The 18,663-nt window shown below is 61.8% G+C and carries 14 protein-coding genes; 3 read left to right on the top strand and 11 right to left on the bottom strand.

From position 1 onward, the window contains the following. On the top strand, window positions 1-395 hold a 395-nt coding region (locus ACH6CX_RS17560; RefSeq protein WP_396676080.1), incomplete at its 5' end, for a hypothetical protein. Between the two features lie 240 nt (window positions 396-635). Here the strand turns inward: ACH6CX_RS17560 and pssA are convergent. From pssA to ACH6CX_RS17540, 4 genes are all read right to left on the bottom strand, one after another. Next, window positions 636-1,568: a CDP-diacylglycerol--serine O-phosphatidyltransferase gene (gene pssA / locus ACH6CX_RS17555; protein WP_232940959.1), complete on the bottom strand. Its 933-nt coding sequence runs from the start codon at window positions 1,566-1,568 to the stop codon at window positions 636-638. A 123-nt stretch (window positions 1,569-1,691) separates the two neighbouring features. Beyond that, window positions 1,692-2,717, bottom strand: a complete 1,026-nt coding sequence (ilvC, locus tag ACH6CX_RS17550) for a ketol-acid reductoisomerase (RefSeq protein ID WP_232940958.1) — start codon at window positions 2,715-2,717, stop codon at window positions 1,692-1,694. Window positions 2,718-2,776: 59 nt separating this feature from the next. Next, on the bottom strand, window positions 2,777-3,268 hold the full coding sequence (ilvN, locus tag ACH6CX_RS17545; RefSeq protein ID WP_232940957.1) for an acetolactate synthase small subunit: 492 nt from the start codon (window positions 3,266-3,268) through the stop codon (window positions 2,777-2,779). Between the two features lie 13 nt (window positions 3,269-3,281). After that, window positions 3,282-5,018: an acetolactate synthase 3 large subunit gene (locus ACH6CX_RS17540; protein ID WP_232940956.1), complete on the bottom strand. Its 1,737-nt coding sequence runs from the start codon at window positions 5,016-5,018 to the stop codon at window positions 3,282-3,284. A 443-nt stretch (window positions 5,019-5,461) separates the two neighbouring features. Between ACH6CX_RS17540 and ACH6CX_RS17535 the strand changes: the two genes are divergently transcribed. Next, the gene (locus ACH6CX_RS17535) at window positions 5,462-5,968 is read left to right on the top strand and encodes a DUF4124 domain-containing protein (RefSeq protein WP_237064366.1); all 507 of its coding nucleotides are present in this window, start codon (window positions 5,462-5,464) and stop codon (window positions 5,966-5,968) included. A 93-nt stretch (window positions 5,969-6,061) separates the two neighbouring features. Here ACH6CX_RS17535 and ACH6CX_RS17530 read toward each other — a convergent pair whose 3' ends face one another. The 6 genes from ACH6CX_RS17530 to rluD all read right to left on the bottom strand — a co-directional run bounded on the left by ACH6CX_RS17530 (window position 6,062) and on the right by rluD (window position 15,834). Next, on the bottom strand, window positions 6,062-6,607 hold the full coding sequence (locus ACH6CX_RS17530; RefSeq protein ID WP_232940954.1) for a fasciclin domain-containing protein: 546 nt from the start codon (window positions 6,605-6,607) through the stop codon (window positions 6,062-6,064). Window positions 6,608-6,761: 154 nt separating this feature from the next. Continuing rightward, complete coding sequence (locus tag ACH6CX_RS17525) at window positions 6,762-9,848, bottom strand: efflux RND transporter permease subunit (protein ID WP_232940953.1); 3,087 nt, start codon at window positions 9,846-9,848, stop codon at window positions 6,762-6,764. A gap of 31 nt (window positions 9,849-9,879) precedes the next feature. Next, on the bottom strand, window positions 9,880-11,019 hold the full coding sequence (locus ACH6CX_RS17520) for an efflux RND transporter periplasmic adaptor subunit (protein ID WP_237064371.1): 1,140 nt from the start codon (window positions 11,017-11,019) through the stop codon (window positions 9,880-9,882). 230 nt (window positions 11,020-11,249) lie between these two features. Then, a complete protein-coding gene (gene clpB, locus ACH6CX_RS17515) occupies window positions 11,250-13,856 on the bottom strand; it encodes an ATP-dependent chaperone ClpB (protein ID WP_334079264.1) in 2,607 nt (868 codons plus the stop codon). A 203-nt stretch (window positions 13,857-14,059) separates the two neighbouring features. Beyond that, a complete protein-coding gene (gene pgeF / locus ACH6CX_RS17510; RefSeq protein ID WP_396676075.1) occupies window positions 14,060-14,821 on the bottom strand; it encodes a peptidoglycan editing factor PgeF in 762 nt (253 codons plus the stop codon). 47 nt (window positions 14,822-14,868) lie between these two features. After that, window positions 14,869-15,834 carry a 23S rRNA pseudouridine(1911/1915/1917) synthase RluD gene (rluD, locus tag ACH6CX_RS17505; protein WP_232940949.1) on the bottom strand — a complete coding sequence of 322 codons (966 nt, stop codon included), beginning with the start codon at window positions 15,832-15,834 and terminating at the stop codon, window positions 14,869-14,871. Window positions 15,835-15,995: 161 nt separating this feature from the next. On the opposite strand from rluD, the gene ACH6CX_RS17500 reads away from it, so the two are divergent. Next, window positions 15,996-16,928: an outer membrane protein assembly factor BamD gene (locus tag ACH6CX_RS17500; RefSeq protein WP_232940948.1), complete on the top strand. Its 933-nt coding sequence runs from the start codon at window positions 15,996-15,998 to the stop codon at window positions 16,926-16,928. 75 nt (window positions 16,929-17,003) lie between these two features. On the opposite strand, the gene ACH6CX_RS17495 is transcribed toward ACH6CX_RS17500, so the two are convergent. After that, window positions 17,004-18,632 (bottom strand): NAD+ synthase, encoded by a 1,629-nt coding sequence (locus ACH6CX_RS17495; protein ID WP_334079266.1) that lies wholly within the window; start codon window positions 18,630-18,632, stop codon window positions 17,004-17,006. Window positions 18,633-18,663: the final 31 nt, after the last annotated feature.

Raw genomic sequence — 18,663 nt, 5'->3', positions numbered from 1 at the left:
CGATTCGTCGCTCCGCAAGTACCCACACGCATTGCTTGATCGAATTTTTAAACAACTCAGTCGGGCGCCAGGCCCTGACTGCGGGACGCGTATTCTACACATCCGGGCTGCTGAAGCAAGTGCTTTTCGCAGCTTTTATTTGGCTTCCCGTGCCGGCCGCTCGGGCCTTTCCGGGATCCCCGACCACCGCTTCCGGTGACCGTCGAAGGGGCGCGCATTATATCGGCCTCTTCCTGTTTGGCAAACCTTTTTTTGAAGGCTTTTTCAGCGCCGGAAACCGATGCCCAAAGGCGTCCTTTCCCGACCCCGAAGGACCGCCTGGCCCTTCCGAAGTGGCGCGCATTATAGCGACCTCTCCGTGTCTGGCAAGCTCTTTTTTGAAGAAATTTTCTTAAGAAAATCAATCACTTGGAGCTGCCTCCCCGCCACTTCTCAAGCAGCGAGGGCGCGAACTATACGGACTGGCGGAGCCAGGTGCAAGCACTTTTTTCAACCGGAGTGGATACTATCCAGAGAACCTGGTTACACCCCCGATTTGTGCTCACCGGCGCCCCGCCATTACCGTGGCGCCACCCTTTAACTTTAGTATCACGAACCGCGGTTCACCACCCGGAGACCGCAACTAGTACCTATACCTACCGGGCATCGCCAGAGTTGTCGGAACCGGGACCGTCGTCACCGCCCTGGTCCACCTTGGCCGCCGCGCCCTCCGGATCCTTCCCCGAGCCGTCTTTGTCCGCACCATCTTCACGGCGCTTACGCACCACCTGCCAGGCCCAGACTGCAGGCCCCGAGCAGGTATAGATTACTGCCAGCGCAAGCAGCACCCTCGGGGGGTCAATAGTCACCAGACTAAACACCAGGATAACCGCCAGCATCATGACAAAGGGTACGCGGCCCTTGAAGTCGATGGTCTTGAAGCTCGTGTAGCGAAAGTTCGACACCATAAGCAGCCCCGCCGCTACGGTTACCAGTGCCGCTACCAGCCCGATACCCGCCCCGACCTCAGCGTCGTGACCCGCCCACACCATGCTGGCCACAATCGCCGCCGCAGTCGGGCTCGCCAGCCCGATGAACACCCCCTTGTCGACGGTGTCCACCTGGGTATTGAACCGAGCCAGTCGCAGCGCCGCACAGGCGGCGTAGAGGAAAGCCGCCGCCCAGCCGAACTTGCCCAGCGGCCCCAGCGCCCAGCTGAATACCACCAGTGACGGAGCCAGGCCAAAGGAGACCATGTCCGAGAGGGAGTCGTACTGGACCCCGAACGCACTCTGGGTATCTGTCAGCCGCGCCACCCGGCCATCGAGCCCATCGAGGATCATCGCGGCGAAAATCGCAATGGCTGCGGCTTCGAAATTCCCGCCCAGCCCCGCAATAATTGCGTAGAAGCCACTGAATAGCGCACCGGTGGTAATCAGGTTGGGCAGCAGGTAGACACCCCGAGCCCTGACCCGGGTGCCGCTGGCCGAAACCTCTTCCTCAATATGCTCGTCCACCGGAATGCGAATCTCCTCCCGGCGGTCATCCCCATTGCCGGCGGCCCCGGTGGCATCCCTTTTGTCGCTCATAGGTTCTCCGTTGACTCTGAATACAGCCGGCGAGTGTACAGCGATCTTCGACAGCGCGCACAGGACCCCTGGCGCAAAAAAAAGCGGCGGGGTCGCCCCCGCCGCCTTCTCCATCAGTTACCGTCAGCTATTGCCTTCGGTCTTGTCGATGATCTTGTTGGCTTTGATCCAGGGCATCATCCCACGCAGCCTGGCGCCCACCTGCTCGATCGGGTGCTCACTGCTGATACGGCGCTCGGCCTTGAGGCGCGGCTGCCCGGCCAGGGACTCCAGCATGAAGTCCTTGGCGAAACGGCCCGCCTGGATATCCTTCAGTACGCGCTGCATTTCTGCCTTGGTTTCCTCGGTCACGATGCGCGGGCCCGTGACATAGTCACCATACTCAGCGGTGTTGGAGATAGAGTAGCGCATATCGGCGATGCCACCCTGGTACATCAGGTCCACGATCAGCTTGAGCTCATGCAGGCACTCGAAGTAAGCCATCTCCGGCGCGTAACCGGCTTCGGTCAGGGTTTCAAAACCGGCCATGACCAGCGCGGATACACCACCACAGAGCACGGCCTGCTCACCGAACAGGTCGGTTTCCGTCTCTTCGCGGAAGTTGGTCTCGATAATACCGGAGCGACCGCCACCGTTGGCAGACGCGTAGGACAGCGCCAGGTCCTTGGCCGAGCCGGACGCGTCCTGGTAGACCGCGATCAGGGTGGGCACACCACCGCCCTCAAGGTAAGTGGAGCGAACCGTGTGGCCCGGCCCCTTGGGCGCGATCATGATGACATCGACGTCCTTGGGCGGCTCGATCAACTCGAAGTGGACATTGAAGCCATGGGCAAATGCCAGCGCCGCACCTGAGCGCAGGTTGGGGGCCACCTGCTCGCGATAGATCGCCGCCTGGTACTCGTCCGGGGTCAGGATCATCACCACATCCGCATCCCTCACCGCATCGGCGACTTCCGCCACACGCAGGCCGGCCTTTTCGGCCTTGGCCCAGGAGCTGGAGTTCTTCCGCAGGCCCACGACCACGTTCTTTACGCCGGAATCCTTGAGGTTATTCGCGTGGGCATGGCCCTGGGAGCCGTAACCGATGATGGCCACGGTTTTCTGCTGGATCAAAGACTGGTCGCAATCTTTATCGTAGTAAACTTGCATTGCTCACTTCCTATTACTGAACGATTAATTGAATTCATGTCCTGCCCGACGGCAGGCGTCTATACACTCAGGACTTTTTCGCCGCGGGATATGCCGGAGACACCGGAACGCACCACCTCCATGATGGTGTGCTCACCCAGCGCCTGCAGGAACGCATCGAGCTTCTCGCCGGTGCCGGTCACCTGCACCGTGTACATATTGCTGGTGACGTCGACGATCTGGCCCCGGAAGATATCCACACTGCGCTTGACCTCGTCGCGCTGCGCACCGGAAGCCCGCACCTTCACCAGCAACAGCTCCCGCTCGATATGGGATCCCTCGGTCAGGTCGACCAGCTTCACCACATCGATCAGCTTGTTCAGGTTCTTGGTAATCTGCTCGATCTTGTGATCGTCACCAATGGTCACCATGGTCAGGCGCGACAGCGTTTCATCCTCCGTCGGGGCGACGGTCAGGGTCTCGATGTTATAGCCGCGTTGCGAGAAAAGCCCTACGACCCGCGAGAGGGCGCCGGGCTCGTTTTCCATTAATACTGAGATAATTCTGCGCATGATTCTGACTTCCCTAGGTCCGCTCCGTCTTGCTCAACCACATATCCCGCATTGAGCCATTGGGCATCACCTGCATGGGATATACATGCTCGGATGGATCGACGTAGACGTCGATAAACACCGTGCGGTCCTTGATGGAGAAGGCTTCGGTCAACTTGTCGTAGAGCGCCTCGCGCGATTCGATCTTCATGCCGACGTGCCCGTAGGCCTCGGCCAGTTTGACAAAGTCTGGCAGTGATTCTTCGTACACGCTGTTGGACAGGCGTCCCTCGTATTGCATTTCCTGCCACTGTTTCACCATGCCCAGGGCCTGGTTGTTCAGGCACAGGATCTTGACCGGCAAGTGATACTGGGTGGCAGTGGAGAGCTCCTGGATGCACATCTGGATACTGCCCTCACCGGTCACGCAGACCACCTCGCTGTCCGGGTGGGCGATCTTTACCCCCAGCGCCGCCGGCAACCCGAAGCCCATGGTTCCCAGGCCACCGGAGTTGATCCAGCGCCGCGGCTTGTCGAACAGGTAGTACTGCGCGGCAAACATCTGGTGCTGGCCCACATCCGAGGTCACGAAGGCGTCGCCCGCAGTAATTTCATGCACGGCCTTGATCACCTCCTGCGGCATGATCAGGCCCCCATCGGTGCGGTAGCGGGGCGCCGTGTAGATACCGTGGCGTTCGCGCCAGTCGTCGATCTGGCGCCACCAGTCGACGATTGCCGACTGGTCCGGCTGCTCACCGCACTCCCGCAGCATGCCCAGCATTTCCCCCAATACCGACTGCACCGTACCCACGATCGGCACGTCAGCGGTAATGGTCTTGGAGATGGACGCGGGATCGACATCAACATGGATGATCTTGGCCCCGGGACAGAACTTGCCCGGGGTGTTGGTCACCCGGTCGTCAAAACGCGCCCCGATGGCAAAAATTACATCGGCATGGTGCATGGCCGTGTTGGCCTCGAAAGTGCCGTGCATGCCCAGCATGCCGAGAAAACGCCGGTCACTGCCGGGGTAGGCACCGAGCCCCATCAGGGTGTTGGTCACCGGGTAATTCAGCGCCTGCGCCAGCTCCGTCAGCAGCTCCGCACCCTCGCCCTGCACCACGCCGCCGCCGGCATAGATGACCGGACGCTTGGCAGACAACAGTAATGCCAGGGCCTTGCGGATCTGCCCGGTGTGCCCCTTGCCCGCCGGCGTGTAGGAACGCATGCGCAGCTTGCTCGGGTACTCATAGGGGAAACGCTCCGTGGGATTGGTGACATCCTTGGGCACGTCGATCACCACCGGCCCCGGTCGACCGGTATTGGCGATATAGAAGGCCTTCTTCACCACCATGGGGATATCTTCAGCATTCTTGACCAGGAAGCTGTGCTTCACGATCGGTCGCGAGCAGCCCACCATGTCCGTTTCCTGGAAGGCGTCCTCACCGATCTTGTCGCTGGTCACCTGTCCGGAAATCACCACCATCGGTACAGAATCCATATAGGCAGTGGCGATGCCGGTAATCGCATTGGTGGCGCCCGGGCCCGAGGTCACCAGCACCACACCGGTCTTGCCGGTCGAACGGGCATAACCGTCCGCCGCGTGGGTCGCGCCCTGCTCGTGACGCACCAGTACGTGCTTGATGCCCTTCTGCCGGAAAATGGCATCGTATATATGCAATGCTGAACCGCCGGGGTAACCGAAGATAAGGTCTACCCCTTCATCCTGCAGCGCGCGAACCAACATATCGCCGCCGGAGAGTAATTCCACTGAAGCCCCCTAAAATTTCACGTAAATTAGGATGCGCATCACCCCGGGCATAAAAATAAACCACAGAAGCGAAACGCAGAGCGCGATTATAAAGCTTTTTGATGACAAATATCAGCCTGTAGCACGCCAAAGATCGATTTTTAGGATAACTTCATCGAGCAGGCAGGCGCGCACACCCGCAACCGCTGTCCAGGCAGCGTCCAACAGGGCTTGCAGGCCTCCGGGGTGGGAGGGTCTCCAGCGCGGGGTAACGGGCGTTTGGCCCATTCAGGATAGACAGGGACCGCGGGGTGTGCGGCAACTTCTAGGCACCGGGAGGTGCCGTCGATTCTGCAAACTGCCCCCGGCTTGTCAACCTGTCCCCGCCCCCACAGGCCAAAAGTGTTAAAGCGGTTGCAGGAAAACACCGCCCGGGCGGTACAATGGCACTAACGACGACCGGCATGACAACGAATTACAACAAGGGGCACCCAATGCGCTTTCTCTCTGCAATCCTGCTGGCCTCCCTGGCCTGCACTGCATACGCAGACGGCATCTATAAGTGGACCGACGAGAACGGGGTAGTGCATTTTGGCTCCCAACCGCCGCAGAAAAAGGCCGTGGAAGTGGTCAAGGAGCCCAAGTCCCAGCGCTACCGCCAATGGAAACAGGAGCAGGACGCCCTGGCCAAAGCCGCCGAGGGCGAGGGCAACGAGGAATCCCCATTGAACGAGGCCGGCAAGCGTGAAACCGGGACCAACCCGGACGTGGGTGAGGACACCCAGCTGACGCAGGCCCAGAAATCCGTGCGGCTCCAGCGTTGTCGCCAGGCGCAGACGAACCTGCAGGAACTGACCGCGCACTCCCGGGTCCGCGAGGTGGACGCCTCCGGAAAAATCCGCGTGCTGCCCGAGGATGAACGCCAGGCGAGAATCCGCCAGACCCGTGAAACCATTGCGCGGGATTGCTGACCGACTCCCACCCGGGGCCATAACCGGACAGTTCCTACCTTATGGGCAATAAAAAGGCGGCCGTACTGGCCGCCCGGGTGAAAGGCCCAAGGCCTATTTCTTGCTGGGCATCAGCACCCCGTCGATCACATGAACCACGCCATTGGAGTTCATGAGGTCAGCCCGGATCACGGTGGCTGTATTGCCCTTGGAGTCAGTGACAGTTACCTTGCCACCGTCTACCTTGAGGGTCAGCTCTTCGCCCTGGACCGTCGCTACCTTGGCGTGGCCACCGCCCTTCTTGGTCATTTCCATCACCACCTCGGCGGTCGCTTTGCCGGGGAGCACGTGGTAGCCGAGAATCTTCTGCAGCTTCTCCTTGTTCTCCGGCTTCAGCAGCGTATCCACAGTACCGGCCGGCAGGGCAGCAAATGCGTCATTGGTTGGCGCAAATACGGTGAATGGACCCTCACTATTCAGGGTATCCACCAATTCGGCAGCTTTTACCGCGGCTACCAGTGTGGACAGGTTATCCGCCTTGGCAGCATTTGCCGCGATAGTCTTGCCGGGATCACTGGCATTGAGCGAGCCGCTGTAGAGCGCTGCCAGCAGCACTGGTGCCAGAATTAATCGGGTAAATATGTGTTGCACTAAACGCATGATTTCACCTCCACAGTGAAGCACGGGATTGGCCGGGTTGGGCATTCCCACCCGAACCACTTGGGACTGCCCGGCAGTATAGGGTCGGCCAGGAGACCCCACACCTCCTGTTACGACAATCACATCCCGTGCAAATACGCTGCCCGACACATGCCTAGCCGTTCTGTTCCGCCTCCCGCATATCCTCCTCTCGCTGGTAGTCCCGCCCCAGGTACAGGTACATGGCGGGAACGACAAACAGGGTGAACAGCGTGCCGATGGTCATCCCTGTCGCCACAACCAGGCCCATGGCAAAACGGGCACCGCCGCCCGGCCCGGCCGCCAGCAGCAGCGGCACCATTGCCAGCACCAGTGATGCCGTCGTCATCAGCACCGGACGCAACCGGATCGATGCCGCCTCCTCGATTGCCGTGCGCTTGTCCCGGCCGTCCTGCTGCAGCTGGTTGGCGAACTCGACAATCAAAATGCCGTGCTTGGATATCACGCCGATCAATGTCACCAGCCCCACCTGCGTATAAATATTCAGTGTGGTGAGCCCCAGGCTGACAAAAATCATCGCGCCGCAGACACTCATGGGCACCGTCATCAGCATGATCAGCGGGTCGCGCCAGCTCTCGAACTGCGCCGCCAGCACCAGGTAAATCACGATCAGGGCAAAGAAAAACGTAACCACCAGCTCGGAGCCCTCCGCCTTGTACTGGCGCGACTGCCCGGCGTAGTCCACCGAATAGCCCGGCGGCAATACCTCTGCCGCGGCATTGTCCAGCACCCCCAGCGCCTCCCCCAGAGTGATGCCCGGGCGCGGGACACCGGAAATGGTCACCGCATTGAGTTGCTGGAAACGCTTGAGCTGCTGTGGCTCCACCGTTTCCTCCAGGCTTACCAGCGTCGACATGGGCACCAGCTGCCCGGAACGGCTGCGGATGTAGTACTGCTTGAGCTGGGCGCCAGTCAGCCGCTCGCGCCGCACCACCTGGGGAATCACCTTGTAACTGCGGTTCTCCAGCGAAAACCGATTGGTATAGGCGCCCGACATCATGGCCCCCAGCTCCCGCCCGATATCCGCCATGGTGATCCCCATTGCTGCCGCCTTGTTGCGATCCACCAGCACCCGCAATTTGGGCTTATCCAGCTTCAGGTCGGAATCCACGAAAATAAACTTACGGCTGGCCAGTGCCCGCTCCATGATCTCGTCGGCAAACGAGGCCAGGTTTTCCATCGGCTCGGTGGAGCCGACCACGAACTCCACTGGCAGGCGGCCACCGGCGGTGGGCAGGCTGGGTGGTACCACCACCGCCACCTTGAGGCCGGCGATCTCTGCCACCTCGTTGCTGATAATGTCCTTCATCTCGGCAGTGTCCAGCGCACGCCGGTTCCAGGGCGCGAGCACGAAACCGGCAATGGCGCTGTTGGTGGCATTACCGGCACCGCCGACCCCGTTGAGCAGGAACAGGTTTTCCACCTCGTCGGCATGCCGCTCGGCAATGACGTTAAGCTCCCGGGTGAAGCGCTCCAGGTAATCGATGGTGGCAAAGGAGTCCGCCGAGGAAATGGTCAGGACAAAACCGCGGTCCTCATCCGGTTCCAGCTCGCTGGGCGAGGTGACGAACAGGAAATAACAACTCACCAGCACAATCAACCCGAAAAGCAGGATCACCAGCCGGTCATCCAGGGCGCTGTGCAGCCGCCGCTGGTATCCCTGCTGCATACGCTCGAATTGCCTTTCCAGCCACTGCTCCAGGCTATTGCCGCCATTCTCCTTCGGCGGCTTCAGGATCTTTGACGCCATCATCGGCGTCAGGGTCAGCGCCACCACACCGGACAGCAGCACCGCCCCGGCCAGGGAGAAGGCGAACTCCACAAACAGGGTGCCGGTGAGCCCGCCCAGGAAACCGATCGGCAGGTACACGGCAATCAGGGTGGTGGTCATGGCCACCACCGGCCATGCCAGTTCGCGCGCACCGCGAATGGCGGCGTCCCGCGGCGTCATGCCCTCTTCGATGTGGCGGTGTACATTCTCGAGCACGATGATGGCATCATCCACCACGATACCGATGGCCAGCACCATCGCCAGCAGGGTCAGCAGGTTGATGGAAAACCCCATCAGCAGCATCAGGAACAGCGCCCCCACCAGCGACAGCGGCACCGCGATCGCCGGGATCACCACGCTGCGCAGGGAACCGAGGAACAGGTAGATCACCACGATCACGATCAACACTGCCTCGGCGATCGTCTTCACCACCTCGTTGATCGAGTCCTGGATGTACTCGGTGCTGTCGTAGGGAATCTCACCGATCATGCCCTCCGGCAGCTGCGGGAAAACCTCACCATCGAGTTTCCTGCGCACCTCGCGGATGACTTCCAGCGCATTGGCATCCGGAGCCACCTCCACCGCAATAAAGGTGGCCGAACGCCCATTAAAGGTGACCGAGGTATCGTAGGACTCGGAACCCAGCTCCACCTCAGCGATATCCCCCAGCCGCACGATGCGGTCCTCGTCGGAGCGCACCACCAGGTCACGGAAAGCCTCCTCAGAGGCGATATCCGTATCGGCTGATATTTCCACGGTGATCCAGCGGCCCTTGGTACTGCCCACCGCTGACAACACATTGTTGGCGCGCAGCGCCGCACTGACATCCCCCGGGGTTACCTCCTGCGATGCCATTTCTGCCGGCTTCAGCCAGATACGCATGGCGAAGGTCCGGTTGCCCAGCAGGCGCGCACGCTGCACACCCGGGATGGTCGACAGCTTGGGCTGCACCACCCGTGTCAGGTAATCGGTAATCTGGTTGTTATCGAGGATCCCGGACGAGAACGACAGGTACATTGCCGCCACCGTCTGGCCGATGGCCATATCCACGGTGGAATCCTCGGACTCCTCCGGCAACTCGCTGCGCAGGCGGTTGACCTTGGCCACCACCTGGGTGAGCACCTGGTTGGGATCAAAATCGAGGCGCACATAGGCCTGGATGGTCGACACCCCCTGCACACTGGTGGACACCATGTAGTCGATGCCGTCGGCGGTGGCGATCTCCTGTTCCAGTGGCGTAGTGATAAATCCCTGCACCAGGTCTGCATCGGCGCCTACATAGACCGTGGTTACGGTGATTACCGCATTCTGCAGCTCCGGGTACTCGCGCACGTTGAGCTCGGTGGCGGCACGGAGCCCCAGCAGGAAGATAAACAGGCTCACCACTGTCGCCAGCACCGGCTTGCGGATAAAGATCTCGGTAAAATTCACGCGGGGGCACCGGTTGCGGTCGTGGCCATGGTCAGCTGTTCTCCGGCTGTGGATCCGCCTTCGCCGGCAGTGTCTCCTCGTTATTGACGGTGACCGGGCTCTGGTTACGCAACTTCAGCAGGCCGCTGGTGGCGACACGCTCCCCCTCCTCCGCCCCCTCGATGATTTCCACCAGGTCACCACGCTCCTCACCGGTTTTTACAAACCGCTTGCTCGCCACCAGGCCATTGCCCTCCGGGTCTTGTTGCAGGACAAAGATGGCATTGCCGTAGGGAGAGAAGCTGACTGCCGTGCGCGGCACCACCAGCACATTGCGCCGGCGGGGAAGGTCCACCGACACGTCGGCGAACATGCCCGGGCGCAACTGGTCGCCGGGGTTGTCCATGGTGGCCTGGAGCAGGAAGTTGCGACTGGCACTGTCGATACCGGGATCGATGGCTGTCACCTTGCCCGGGAATGTCTTTTCCGGGAACGCATCAGTGGTGACTTCGATGGGAAGACCGGTCTTGATGCGCGCGAAGTAGCGGCCCGGCAGGTAGAAATCGACGAAAATCGGGTCCAGCTGCTGCAGGGAGACCACCGGATCTCCGGGCGCGACGTTCTGCCCCAGGTCGATGCGCCGAATACCCAGCCGCCCGGAAAACGGCGCCACAACCCGGTGCTCCTCCACCGTCTCTTTCTGCACACGGATACTTGCCAACACCCGGTCCAGGGTACTGAGTGCGTCATCCAGCTCCGCATCGGTGGTGACACCCTTGACGTGCAGCGCCTTGATGCGCTGGTGATTGCGGCGGGCCAGCCGCAGCTCCGCCTCCAGCACTTCCAGTTCCGCCTTTTCCGGTTCCGCCGACAACTCCGCCAGCAACTGTCCCTTCTCCGCCGGCTGGCCGGAATCGAACAGTATCCGCTGCACCACGCCCTGGGCGCGGGTCGTTACCTCGACGCCATTGACGGCGCGCAATGTGCCTACGGCAGACAGGCTCTCCTGCCAGAGCTGCCGCTCGACCCGCGCTGCGGTGACCGTGGCCGCCGGTAATGGCATATTGTCGAATGCCCGGTTCATCATCATTTTGCCGAACATCTTGAAGGCAAAGATGCCGCCAAACAGCAGCAGGCAGCCCAGCAGCATCAGCAGCATGCGCTTGTTGAATACCGGATTGCGTCCAGCCACTGCAACTCCCTGTCGATTGCCACATATCCACGCAGGGGCAAGCCGGTCAAATTGACCGGGCCCAGCAGTCAGGATAGGCAAGCGCGGGCAGGAATGACGGTTGGCAATCGGTGGGCTGCAGCCAGGGGTCGAAAACGGACGGTCCGGCGGGAGCGGGCAATGGGGCGGCGGATAAAGAAAAGCCCGCCGGTGCGCTCGCGCCGGCGGGCCATTTCACAGGGTGGGACGTATCACTTGCGGAAGACGGCGTGATCCCCCTCCAGCTCCGCATGGATGGTATCGCCGGGTGCGAACTTGCCCGACAGGACATCCTGGGCCAGCGGGTTTTCCAGCCACATCTGGATCGCACGCTTGAGCGGGCGCGCGCCGTAGACCGGGTCGAAGCCCACATCCGCCAGCTTGTCCAGCAGGGGCTCGGCCACTTCCAGCCGCAGGTCGCGCTCCGCCAGCCGGCGGCGCAGCTGCTCCAGCTGGATTTCGGCAATGGAGCGCACCTGGGCCCGTGCCAGCGGATGGAACACTACCACCTCGTCGATGCGGTTGATGAATTCCGGCCGGAAGTGCTCACCCACCACATCCATCACCGCGTTTTTCATCTGGCGGTAATGGATTTCGCTGTCGAGTTCGTCTTCCTCTTTCTTGCTGGCATATTTCTGGATCAGGTCAGATCCCAGGTTGGAGGTCATCACCACCACCGTATTGCGGAAATCCACCGTGCGTCCCTGGCCATCCGTAAGGCGGCCATCCTCGAGGACCTGCAGCAGGATATTGAATACGTCCGGGTGCGCCTTCTCCACCTCATCCAGCAGCACTACAGAATAGGGTTTGCGACGCACCGCCTCGGTCAGGTAACCACCTTCTTCGTAACCGACATACCCGGGCGGCGCACCAATCAGTCGTGCCACCGAGTGCTTTTCCATAAACTCGGACATATCGATGCGCACCATGGCGTCCTGGCTGTCGAACAGGAATTCCGCCAGCGACTTGCACAGCTCCGTCTTGCCCACCCCGGTGGGACCGAGAAACAGGAAGGAACCGTTGGGCCGGTTGGGATCGGACAGGCCCGCCCGGGAACGGCGCACGGCATTGGCCACCGCATTGACGGCCTCGTCCTGGCCAATCACCCGATGGTGCAGGGCGTCCTCCATCCGCAACAGCTTTTCTCGCTCGCCCTCGAGCATTTTCGATACCGGGATGCCGGTCCAGCGGGAAACCACCTCAGCCACTTCCTCGTCAGTGACCCGGTTGCGCAAAAGCCGGGGCTCCTCGGTGGCTTCCGTATCACTGGCCTGCTGCAGCTGCTGCTCCAGTTGCGGGATCACCCCGTATTGCAGCTCCGACATGCGCGTCAGGTCGCCGGCACGGCGGGCCGCTTCCATATCCAGCTTGGCCTGCTCGAGCTTTTCCTTGGTATCCGTGCTGCCGGCCAGCTGGGCTTTCTCGGCTTTCCAGACCTCTTCCAGGTCGGCATATTCCTTCTCGATTTCGCGGATATCTTCTTCCAGCTTTTGCAGCCGCTTCTGCGCCGCTTCGTCGTCCTTGTCCTTCTTGACCGCCTCGCGCTCGATCTTCAGCTGGATCAGGCGTCGCTCCAGCTTATCCATGGATTCCGGCTTGGAGTCGATTTCCATGCGGATACGGCTGGCGGCCTCGTCAATCAGGTCGATAGCCTTGTCCGGCAGCTGGCGATCGGTGATGTAGCGCTGCGACAGCTTGGTCGCCGCAATAATCGCCGAGTCGGTAATATCCACACCGTGGTGGACCTCATAGCGCTCTTTCAGGCCGCGCAGGATGGCGATGGTGTCCTCTTCGGTGGGCTCGTCCACCAGCACCTTCTGGAAGCGACGTTCAAGCGCGGCATCTTTCTCGATGTACTTGCGATATTCGTCCAGGGTGGTGGCACCCACGCAATGCAGCTCGCCACGGGCCAGTGCCGGCTTGAGCATATTGCCCGCGTCCATGGCGCCCTCGGCCTTGCCGGCGCCGACCATGGTGTGCAGTTCATCGATGAAGAGGATGACACGGCCTTCCTGCTTGGACAGTTCGTTCAGCACCGCCTTCAACCGTTCCTCAAACTCGCCCCGGAATTTTGCACCGGCCAGCAAGGCCCCCAGGTCCAGAGATAACAGGCGCTTGTCTTTCAGGCCCTCGGGCACCTCGCCATTGACGATGCGCTGGGCCAGGCCCTCGACAATGGCAGTCTTGCCCACGCCCGGCTCGCCGATCAGGACCGGGTTGTTCTTGGTGCGGCGCTGCAATACCTGGATGGTGCGGCGGATTTCGTCGTCGCGCCCAATCACCGGGTCCAGCTTGCCGGACACCGCCCGCTCGGTCAGGTCCAGGGTGTACTTGTCCAGGGCCTGGCGCGCATCCTCGGCCCCGGCATCGCTGACTTTCTCATCACCGCGGACCTTGTCGATGGCTGCCTGCAATTGTTTCAGGTCGCCATTGGCATGCAGCAGCTTGGAGACTTCGCCGGCGGCGGAATCGAATGCGGCCAGCAATACGGTTTCACTGGCGATAAAGCTGTCGCCCTTTTGCTGCGCTTTTTTATCGGCAAGGTTGAACAGGCGCATCAGTTCCTGCGACATGCCCACATCGCCGGTCGGCGAGGTTACCGTGGGCAGCTGGTCGAGCCTTTTCGCCAGGTCGTTACGCAGCCCGTTCAGGTTGAAGCCGGCCTGTGACAGGAATGCAGGGACACTGCCGCCAGACTGGTCCAGCAGCGCCTGCAACAGGTGTTCGGGATATATCTGGTTATGGTCACGCCCCACCGCCAGGGATTGCGCATCGGCAATCGCGGCCTGCAGCGGGTTTGTCATTTTGTCTATGCGCATGGACGGGTCTCCTCCCTCGGCACAGTAAAAGCAATTTGACAGTGGGGTGACGCACGACGGCGCCAACTCTGAGTCTAGGGGATCCCACGGTGAATCCGGTGGTCTCCCGGGTCAGGAAATAAAATGGGGGCGTGCGAGAGGTTTTCAATACCCGCACACTGGAGGGGGTTATTATTGCGGGGCGGTTTTCGAGAGCCGGCGGCTCAGGTCAGCCAGATCAGCGACGCCATGCGGCCGGTAACGCCATCGCGTCGATACGAATAAAAGTCCCCGGACTCGGTAAAGGTGCAGCGGTTGCCACCGTAAATAGCACTGACCCCGAGGCTTTCCAGCTCTGCCCTGGCCAGGCCATAGATATCTGCGAGAAAGTGCAGGGGCTTGGCTGCGTGCGGGCGGAAACACTGGGCCATGCGCTCCGTATGGGCACTGTCCATGGCGTGCTCGAAACACAATTCCAGCACATCGACGCCGGTCTCGAAGGCTTCCGGTCCGATGGCAGGCCCCAGCCAGGCCAGCAGCTCGGCCGGGTCGCACCCCAGCGCCCGCACACTGTTGCGAATCACGCCAGTCGCCAGCCCACGCCAGCCGGCATGCACCGCCGCCACCACTGTGCCGGCGCGATCGCAAAGCAGCAGCGGCAGGCAATCGGCAGTCAGTACCGCACAGATGGTGCCCGCCTCGCGGGAGAAGGCCGCGTCGGCGGTCCGTACCAGGCCATCCCGGTGTGCCTCCACAATCCGGTCACTGTGGATCTGCTCCAGCCACTGGGGCTCTGCCGGCAGCTGCAGCTCCTGTGCCAGCTGGCGCCGGTTGGCCCCAACGGCGTCGCCGTCATCCCCCACATGGGCTCCCAGGTTGAAGGCGGCGTAGGCACCCGAACTGTGCCCTTCCCGGCGCAGCGATGTGGCGGCGCGCACATTGGCGGGAGCGGGCCAGTCGGGGACCAGGTAGTGATCGGCAGTCATTCCAGTTCCTTCAGCAATTGTTTGAATTCCCGGCAGCGACGATGCGCTCAGCCGGGAGTGCCCGTGGCGTCGGCACGCAGTAATTCCAGCAGGTGCAGCATATCCGCGGGCATGGGGGTCGACCAGTGCATTTCCTCCCCGCTCCCGGGGTGGACCAGTGCCAGCTCCGCCGCGTGCAGGGCCTGGCGGGGAAACTGTCGCAACTCCTGCAGCAACGCCTCCCCGGCCTCAGGCGGCACCCGGGAACGCCCACCGTAAAGCGGGTCGCCAACCAGCGGGTGACGGATATGCGCCATATGCACACGGATCTGGTGTGTCCGCCCGGTTTCCAGCTGGCACCGCACCAGGGTATGGGCACGGAAACGCTCCTGTACCCGGTAATGGGTGATCGCCTCCTTGCCACCGTGTGCCAGTACTGCCATCTTCAACCGGTTCTGGCGATGGCGGCCGATGGGAGCGTCGACCGTTCCGCCACCGGTGATTTTCCCCTGGGCGATGGCGTCATACTGCCGGCTGACGGTGCGCTGCTTGAGCTGCTCCACCAGCCCGGTCTGCGCAGGCAGGGTCTTGGCCACCACCATCAGGCCGCTGGTGTCCTTGTCCAGCCGGTGAACGATACCGGCGCGGGGGATCTTCTCCAGTTGCGGGCAATGGTGCAGCAGGCCGTTCAAGAGAGTGCCATCCGGGTTACCCGCGGCCGGGTGCACCACCAGCCCGGGCTGCTTGTCCAGCACCAGCAGGCTTTCATCCTCGTAGATGACCCTCAAGTCGAGTTTCTGCGCGCGCCACTCCCCTGCCGGCTCCAGCTCTGCCCGCAGGCTCAGCCGCTCACCGCCGAACAGTTTGTCGCGGGGACGCGCGGCGCGGCCGTCCACGGTCAGCTGGCCGCCCTTGATCCACGCCTGCAACCTGGCGCGGGAATAATCGGGAATTAATTCGGCCGCCGCCTGGTCTAAGCGCAAGCCGGCCATCTGTGCCGGCACTTCCAGTTCGAGTTCCACTTGGTCAGTCATTGATCAGGCTCAAATACTTTGGACGACTGCGCGACTGTGGTTAAATGACCGCCCGCCGCCCAGCGAAAGGCGGCCAGTGTACCGCACAGCCGGTCCCCGAGAGGAGTCGCTGCGGAACCAATGCAAGAAGGTAGAGAGTAATAATGATAGAGCGAGGGGCTATGCAGGCCTGGAAAACCCTGTGGTTGGTTGTACTGTCCGCGATACTTGTCGCCTGCGCCAGCACCGATGAAGAGGAAGAGGGCCTGCCCTCCGGCAGCCGTACAGAACAGGCGTTCTATGAAGCCGCCCAGCGCCAGCTTCGATCCAGCCAGTGGGACCTGGCGATCAAGAACCTGCGGGCGCTGGAGGATAACTTCCCGTTCGGCAGCTACGCGGAGCAGGCGCAGCTGGAACTGATCTACGCCTATTACCGCAACTATGAGAACGATGCCGCCATCGCGGCAGCGGACCGCTTTATCCGCCTGCATCCGCAGCACCGCAATGTGGATTACGCCTACTACATGAAAGGGCTGGCGTCGTTCACCGAAGGCACCGGCCTGTTCGAGCGCTTCCTGCCCACGGACATGACCCGCCGCGACCCCGGCTCGGCGCGGGAGTCATTCGCCTATTTTGCCCAGCTGATGGCGCGCTACCCGGATAGCCGCTACGCTCCGGACGCCCAGAAGCGCATGATTCACCTGCGCAACCTGCTGGCCCGCTACGAGATCCACGTGGCCAACTACTACTTCAAGCGCGGTGCCTACCTGGCAGCGGCCAACCGCGGCCGCTACGTGGTCGAGAACTTCCAGCAGACCCCCGCTGTGCCGGATGCACTAGCCACCATGGTGCAGGGTTATCACCTGATGGGTATGCAAAGCCTGGAGAATGACGCCCTGAACGTATTGCGCACCAATTACCCGCATCACCCGGCCCTGAAGGATGACGGCAGTTTCAACTACAGCTACTACAAGGGTGCCAGCGGCCGCAGCCTGGTACACCGCCTGACCCTGGGACTGTTCGAGAAGTCGGACCCCCGCGGGTTCGATAGCCGCGAACTCTACAACGCCGAGTTCCGCGACGAAGACGCCCCGCTGCCGCCGGAGCTCCTGTAAAGCTGCTGGCCCGGACCGCGACCAAAAAAAGGCGCCTCACGGCGCCTTTTTTGTACCCGGCCAGTCCGGCCCCGCTTATTCGCCGGCCTTCCAGCCATTGGTGATCGGGTAGCGCCGGTCGCGCCCGAAACCTCGCTCGGAAATGCGTACCCCCACCGCGGCCTGGCGACGCTTGTACTCGTTGCGATCCACTAACCGCACCACACGCTCCACCATTTCCCCGTCAAAGCCCCGGGCGATGATATCGGCGGCACTGAAGTCGCGCTCGATATACAGGTTCAGCACCTCGTCGAGAATCTCGTAGGGCGGCAGGCTGTCGGAGTCCACCTGGTCCGGCGCCAGCTCCGCCGTGGGCGGTCGGGTGATCACGGTTTCGGGAATCACCTCCGAGATGGTGTTCCGGTAGCGGGCCAGCTCGTAGACCAGGATCTTGGGCACATCCTTCAGGGCGCTGTAGCCCCCGACCATATCACCGTACAAAGTGGCGTAGCCCACCGCCATCTCACTCTTGTTACCGGTGGTTAGCACCATGGCGCCCTTCTTGTTGGAGATCGCCATCAGGATGACCCCGCGGGAGCGCGCCTGCAGGTTTTCCTCGGTGGTATCCCGTTGCGTGTCGGCAAATTCCTCAGCCAGCGCCCCCATGAAGGCGTCGAAGATAGGTTCGATACTGATCACCCGGTAGTGAATCCCCAGGCGCTGGGCCTGGTCGGCCGCATCGTTCTTGCTCAGGTCCGATGTATAGCGGAACGGCATCATGACGGCCTCGACGCGCTCCTTGCCCAGGGCATCCACCGCCACCGCCAATGTCAAGGCGGAATCAATGCCGCCGGAGAGTCCCAGCACCACACCGTTAAAACCATTCTTGTTCACGTAATCGCGAACCCCAAGCACCAGCGCCCTGTACACCGCCGCCAGGTCAGACTCTGCAGGCACCATTTCGCCCTGCGCCAGCGCGACGCGGCCATCGCGGGACTGTACCTGTACGGACAGCAGGTGCTCAACAAACTCCGGCGCGCGCGCGCACAACTTGCCCTGTGCGTCGACCGCAAAGGAGCCGCCATCGAATACCAGCTCATCCTGGCCACCGATGGAATTGACATAGATGATCGGCATCTTGCCGAGACGGGCCTGGTTCCCCAGCAGCTCTAGGCGCTCCTGGGCCTTGCCGCGATGGAAGGGCGAGGCATTGATATTGAGCATCAGCTTCGCGCCGGCAGCCGCTGCCTGGGCCACCGGTTCCGGATGCCAGATATCCTCGCAAACAGTGATCGCCGTGGGGATACCCTTGATATCAACGACACAGGGCTGGTCGCCGGGCACGAAATAGCGCATCTCGTCGAAGACCTGGTAGTTGGGCAGCTTCTGCTTGGCATATTCCGCCACCAGCTCTCCATCAACAATCAGCCCTGCGATATTAAAGACCTTGCCTGCCACTACCCGGGGATAGCCCACCAACACCGCGCAGGGCAGCTCAGCGGCCTGAAGCTGGCCGAGCGCCGCGTCTATCCGCCGCCCCATGCTGGGCCGCAGCAGCAGGTCCTCCGGGGGGTAACCGCAGAGCGTAAGTTCGGGAAACAACACCAGTTCGGCACCGAGCTCCCGGTGGGCCCGCTGGGTCACATCGATCACCTGGGCGGTATTGCCCGGGATATCACCCACCAGGGAATTGATTTGTGCCAGCACTAGCTGCAAAGTAGACATCTTGTTACCTCGGATCGGGGAAGCGGCGATT

It is taken from the genome of Microbulbifer sp. JSM ZJ756, from assembly GCF_044383805.1.
Classification (GTDB): domain Bacteria; phylum Pseudomonadota; class Gammaproteobacteria; order Pseudomonadales; family Cellvibrionaceae; genus Microbulbifer; species Microbulbifer zhoushanensis.
This window is presented reverse-complemented; position numbering and strand designations above follow the sequence as displayed.

Excerpts from the sequence above, each read along its gene's own strand:
- ACH6CX_RS17500 (WP_232940948.1), top strand. The coding sequence starts at position 15,996 with ATGCAGGCCTGGAAAACCCTGTGGTTGGTTGTACTGTCCGCGATACTT.
- ACH6CX_RS17495 (WP_334079266.1), bottom strand. The coding sequence starts at position 18,632 with ATGTCTACTTTGCAGCTAGTGCTGGCACAAATCAATTCCCTGGTGGGT.
- ilvC (WP_232940958.1), bottom strand. The coding sequence starts at position 2,717 with ATGCAAGTTTACTACGATAAAGATTGCGACCAGTCTTTGATCCAGCAG.
- pssA (WP_232940959.1), bottom strand. The coding sequence starts at position 1,568 with ATGAGCGACAAAAGGGATGCCACCGGGGCCGCCGGCAATGGGGATGAC.
- ACH6CX_RS17535 (WP_237064366.1), top strand. The coding sequence starts at position 5,462 with ATGACAACGAATTACAACAAGGGGCACCCAATGCGCTTTCTCTCTGCA.
- pgeF (WP_396676075.1), bottom strand. The coding sequence starts at position 14,821 with ATGACTGCCGATCACTACCTGGTCCCCGACTGGCCCGCTCCCGCCAAT.
- ACH6CX_RS17530 (WP_232940954.1), bottom strand. The coding sequence starts at position 6,607 with ATGCGTTTAGTGCAACACATATTTACCCGATTAATTCTGGCACCAGTG.
- rluD (WP_232940949.1), bottom strand. The coding sequence starts at position 15,834 with ATGACTGACCAAGTGGAACTCGAACTGGAAGTGCCGGCACAGATGGCC.
- ilvN (WP_232940957.1), bottom strand. The coding sequence starts at position 3,268 with ATGCGCAGAATTATCTCAGTATTAATGGAAAACGAGCCCGGCGCCCTC.
- clpB (WP_334079264.1), bottom strand. The coding sequence starts at position 13,856 with ATGCGCATAGACAAAATGACAAACCCGCTGCAGGCCGCGATTGCCGAT.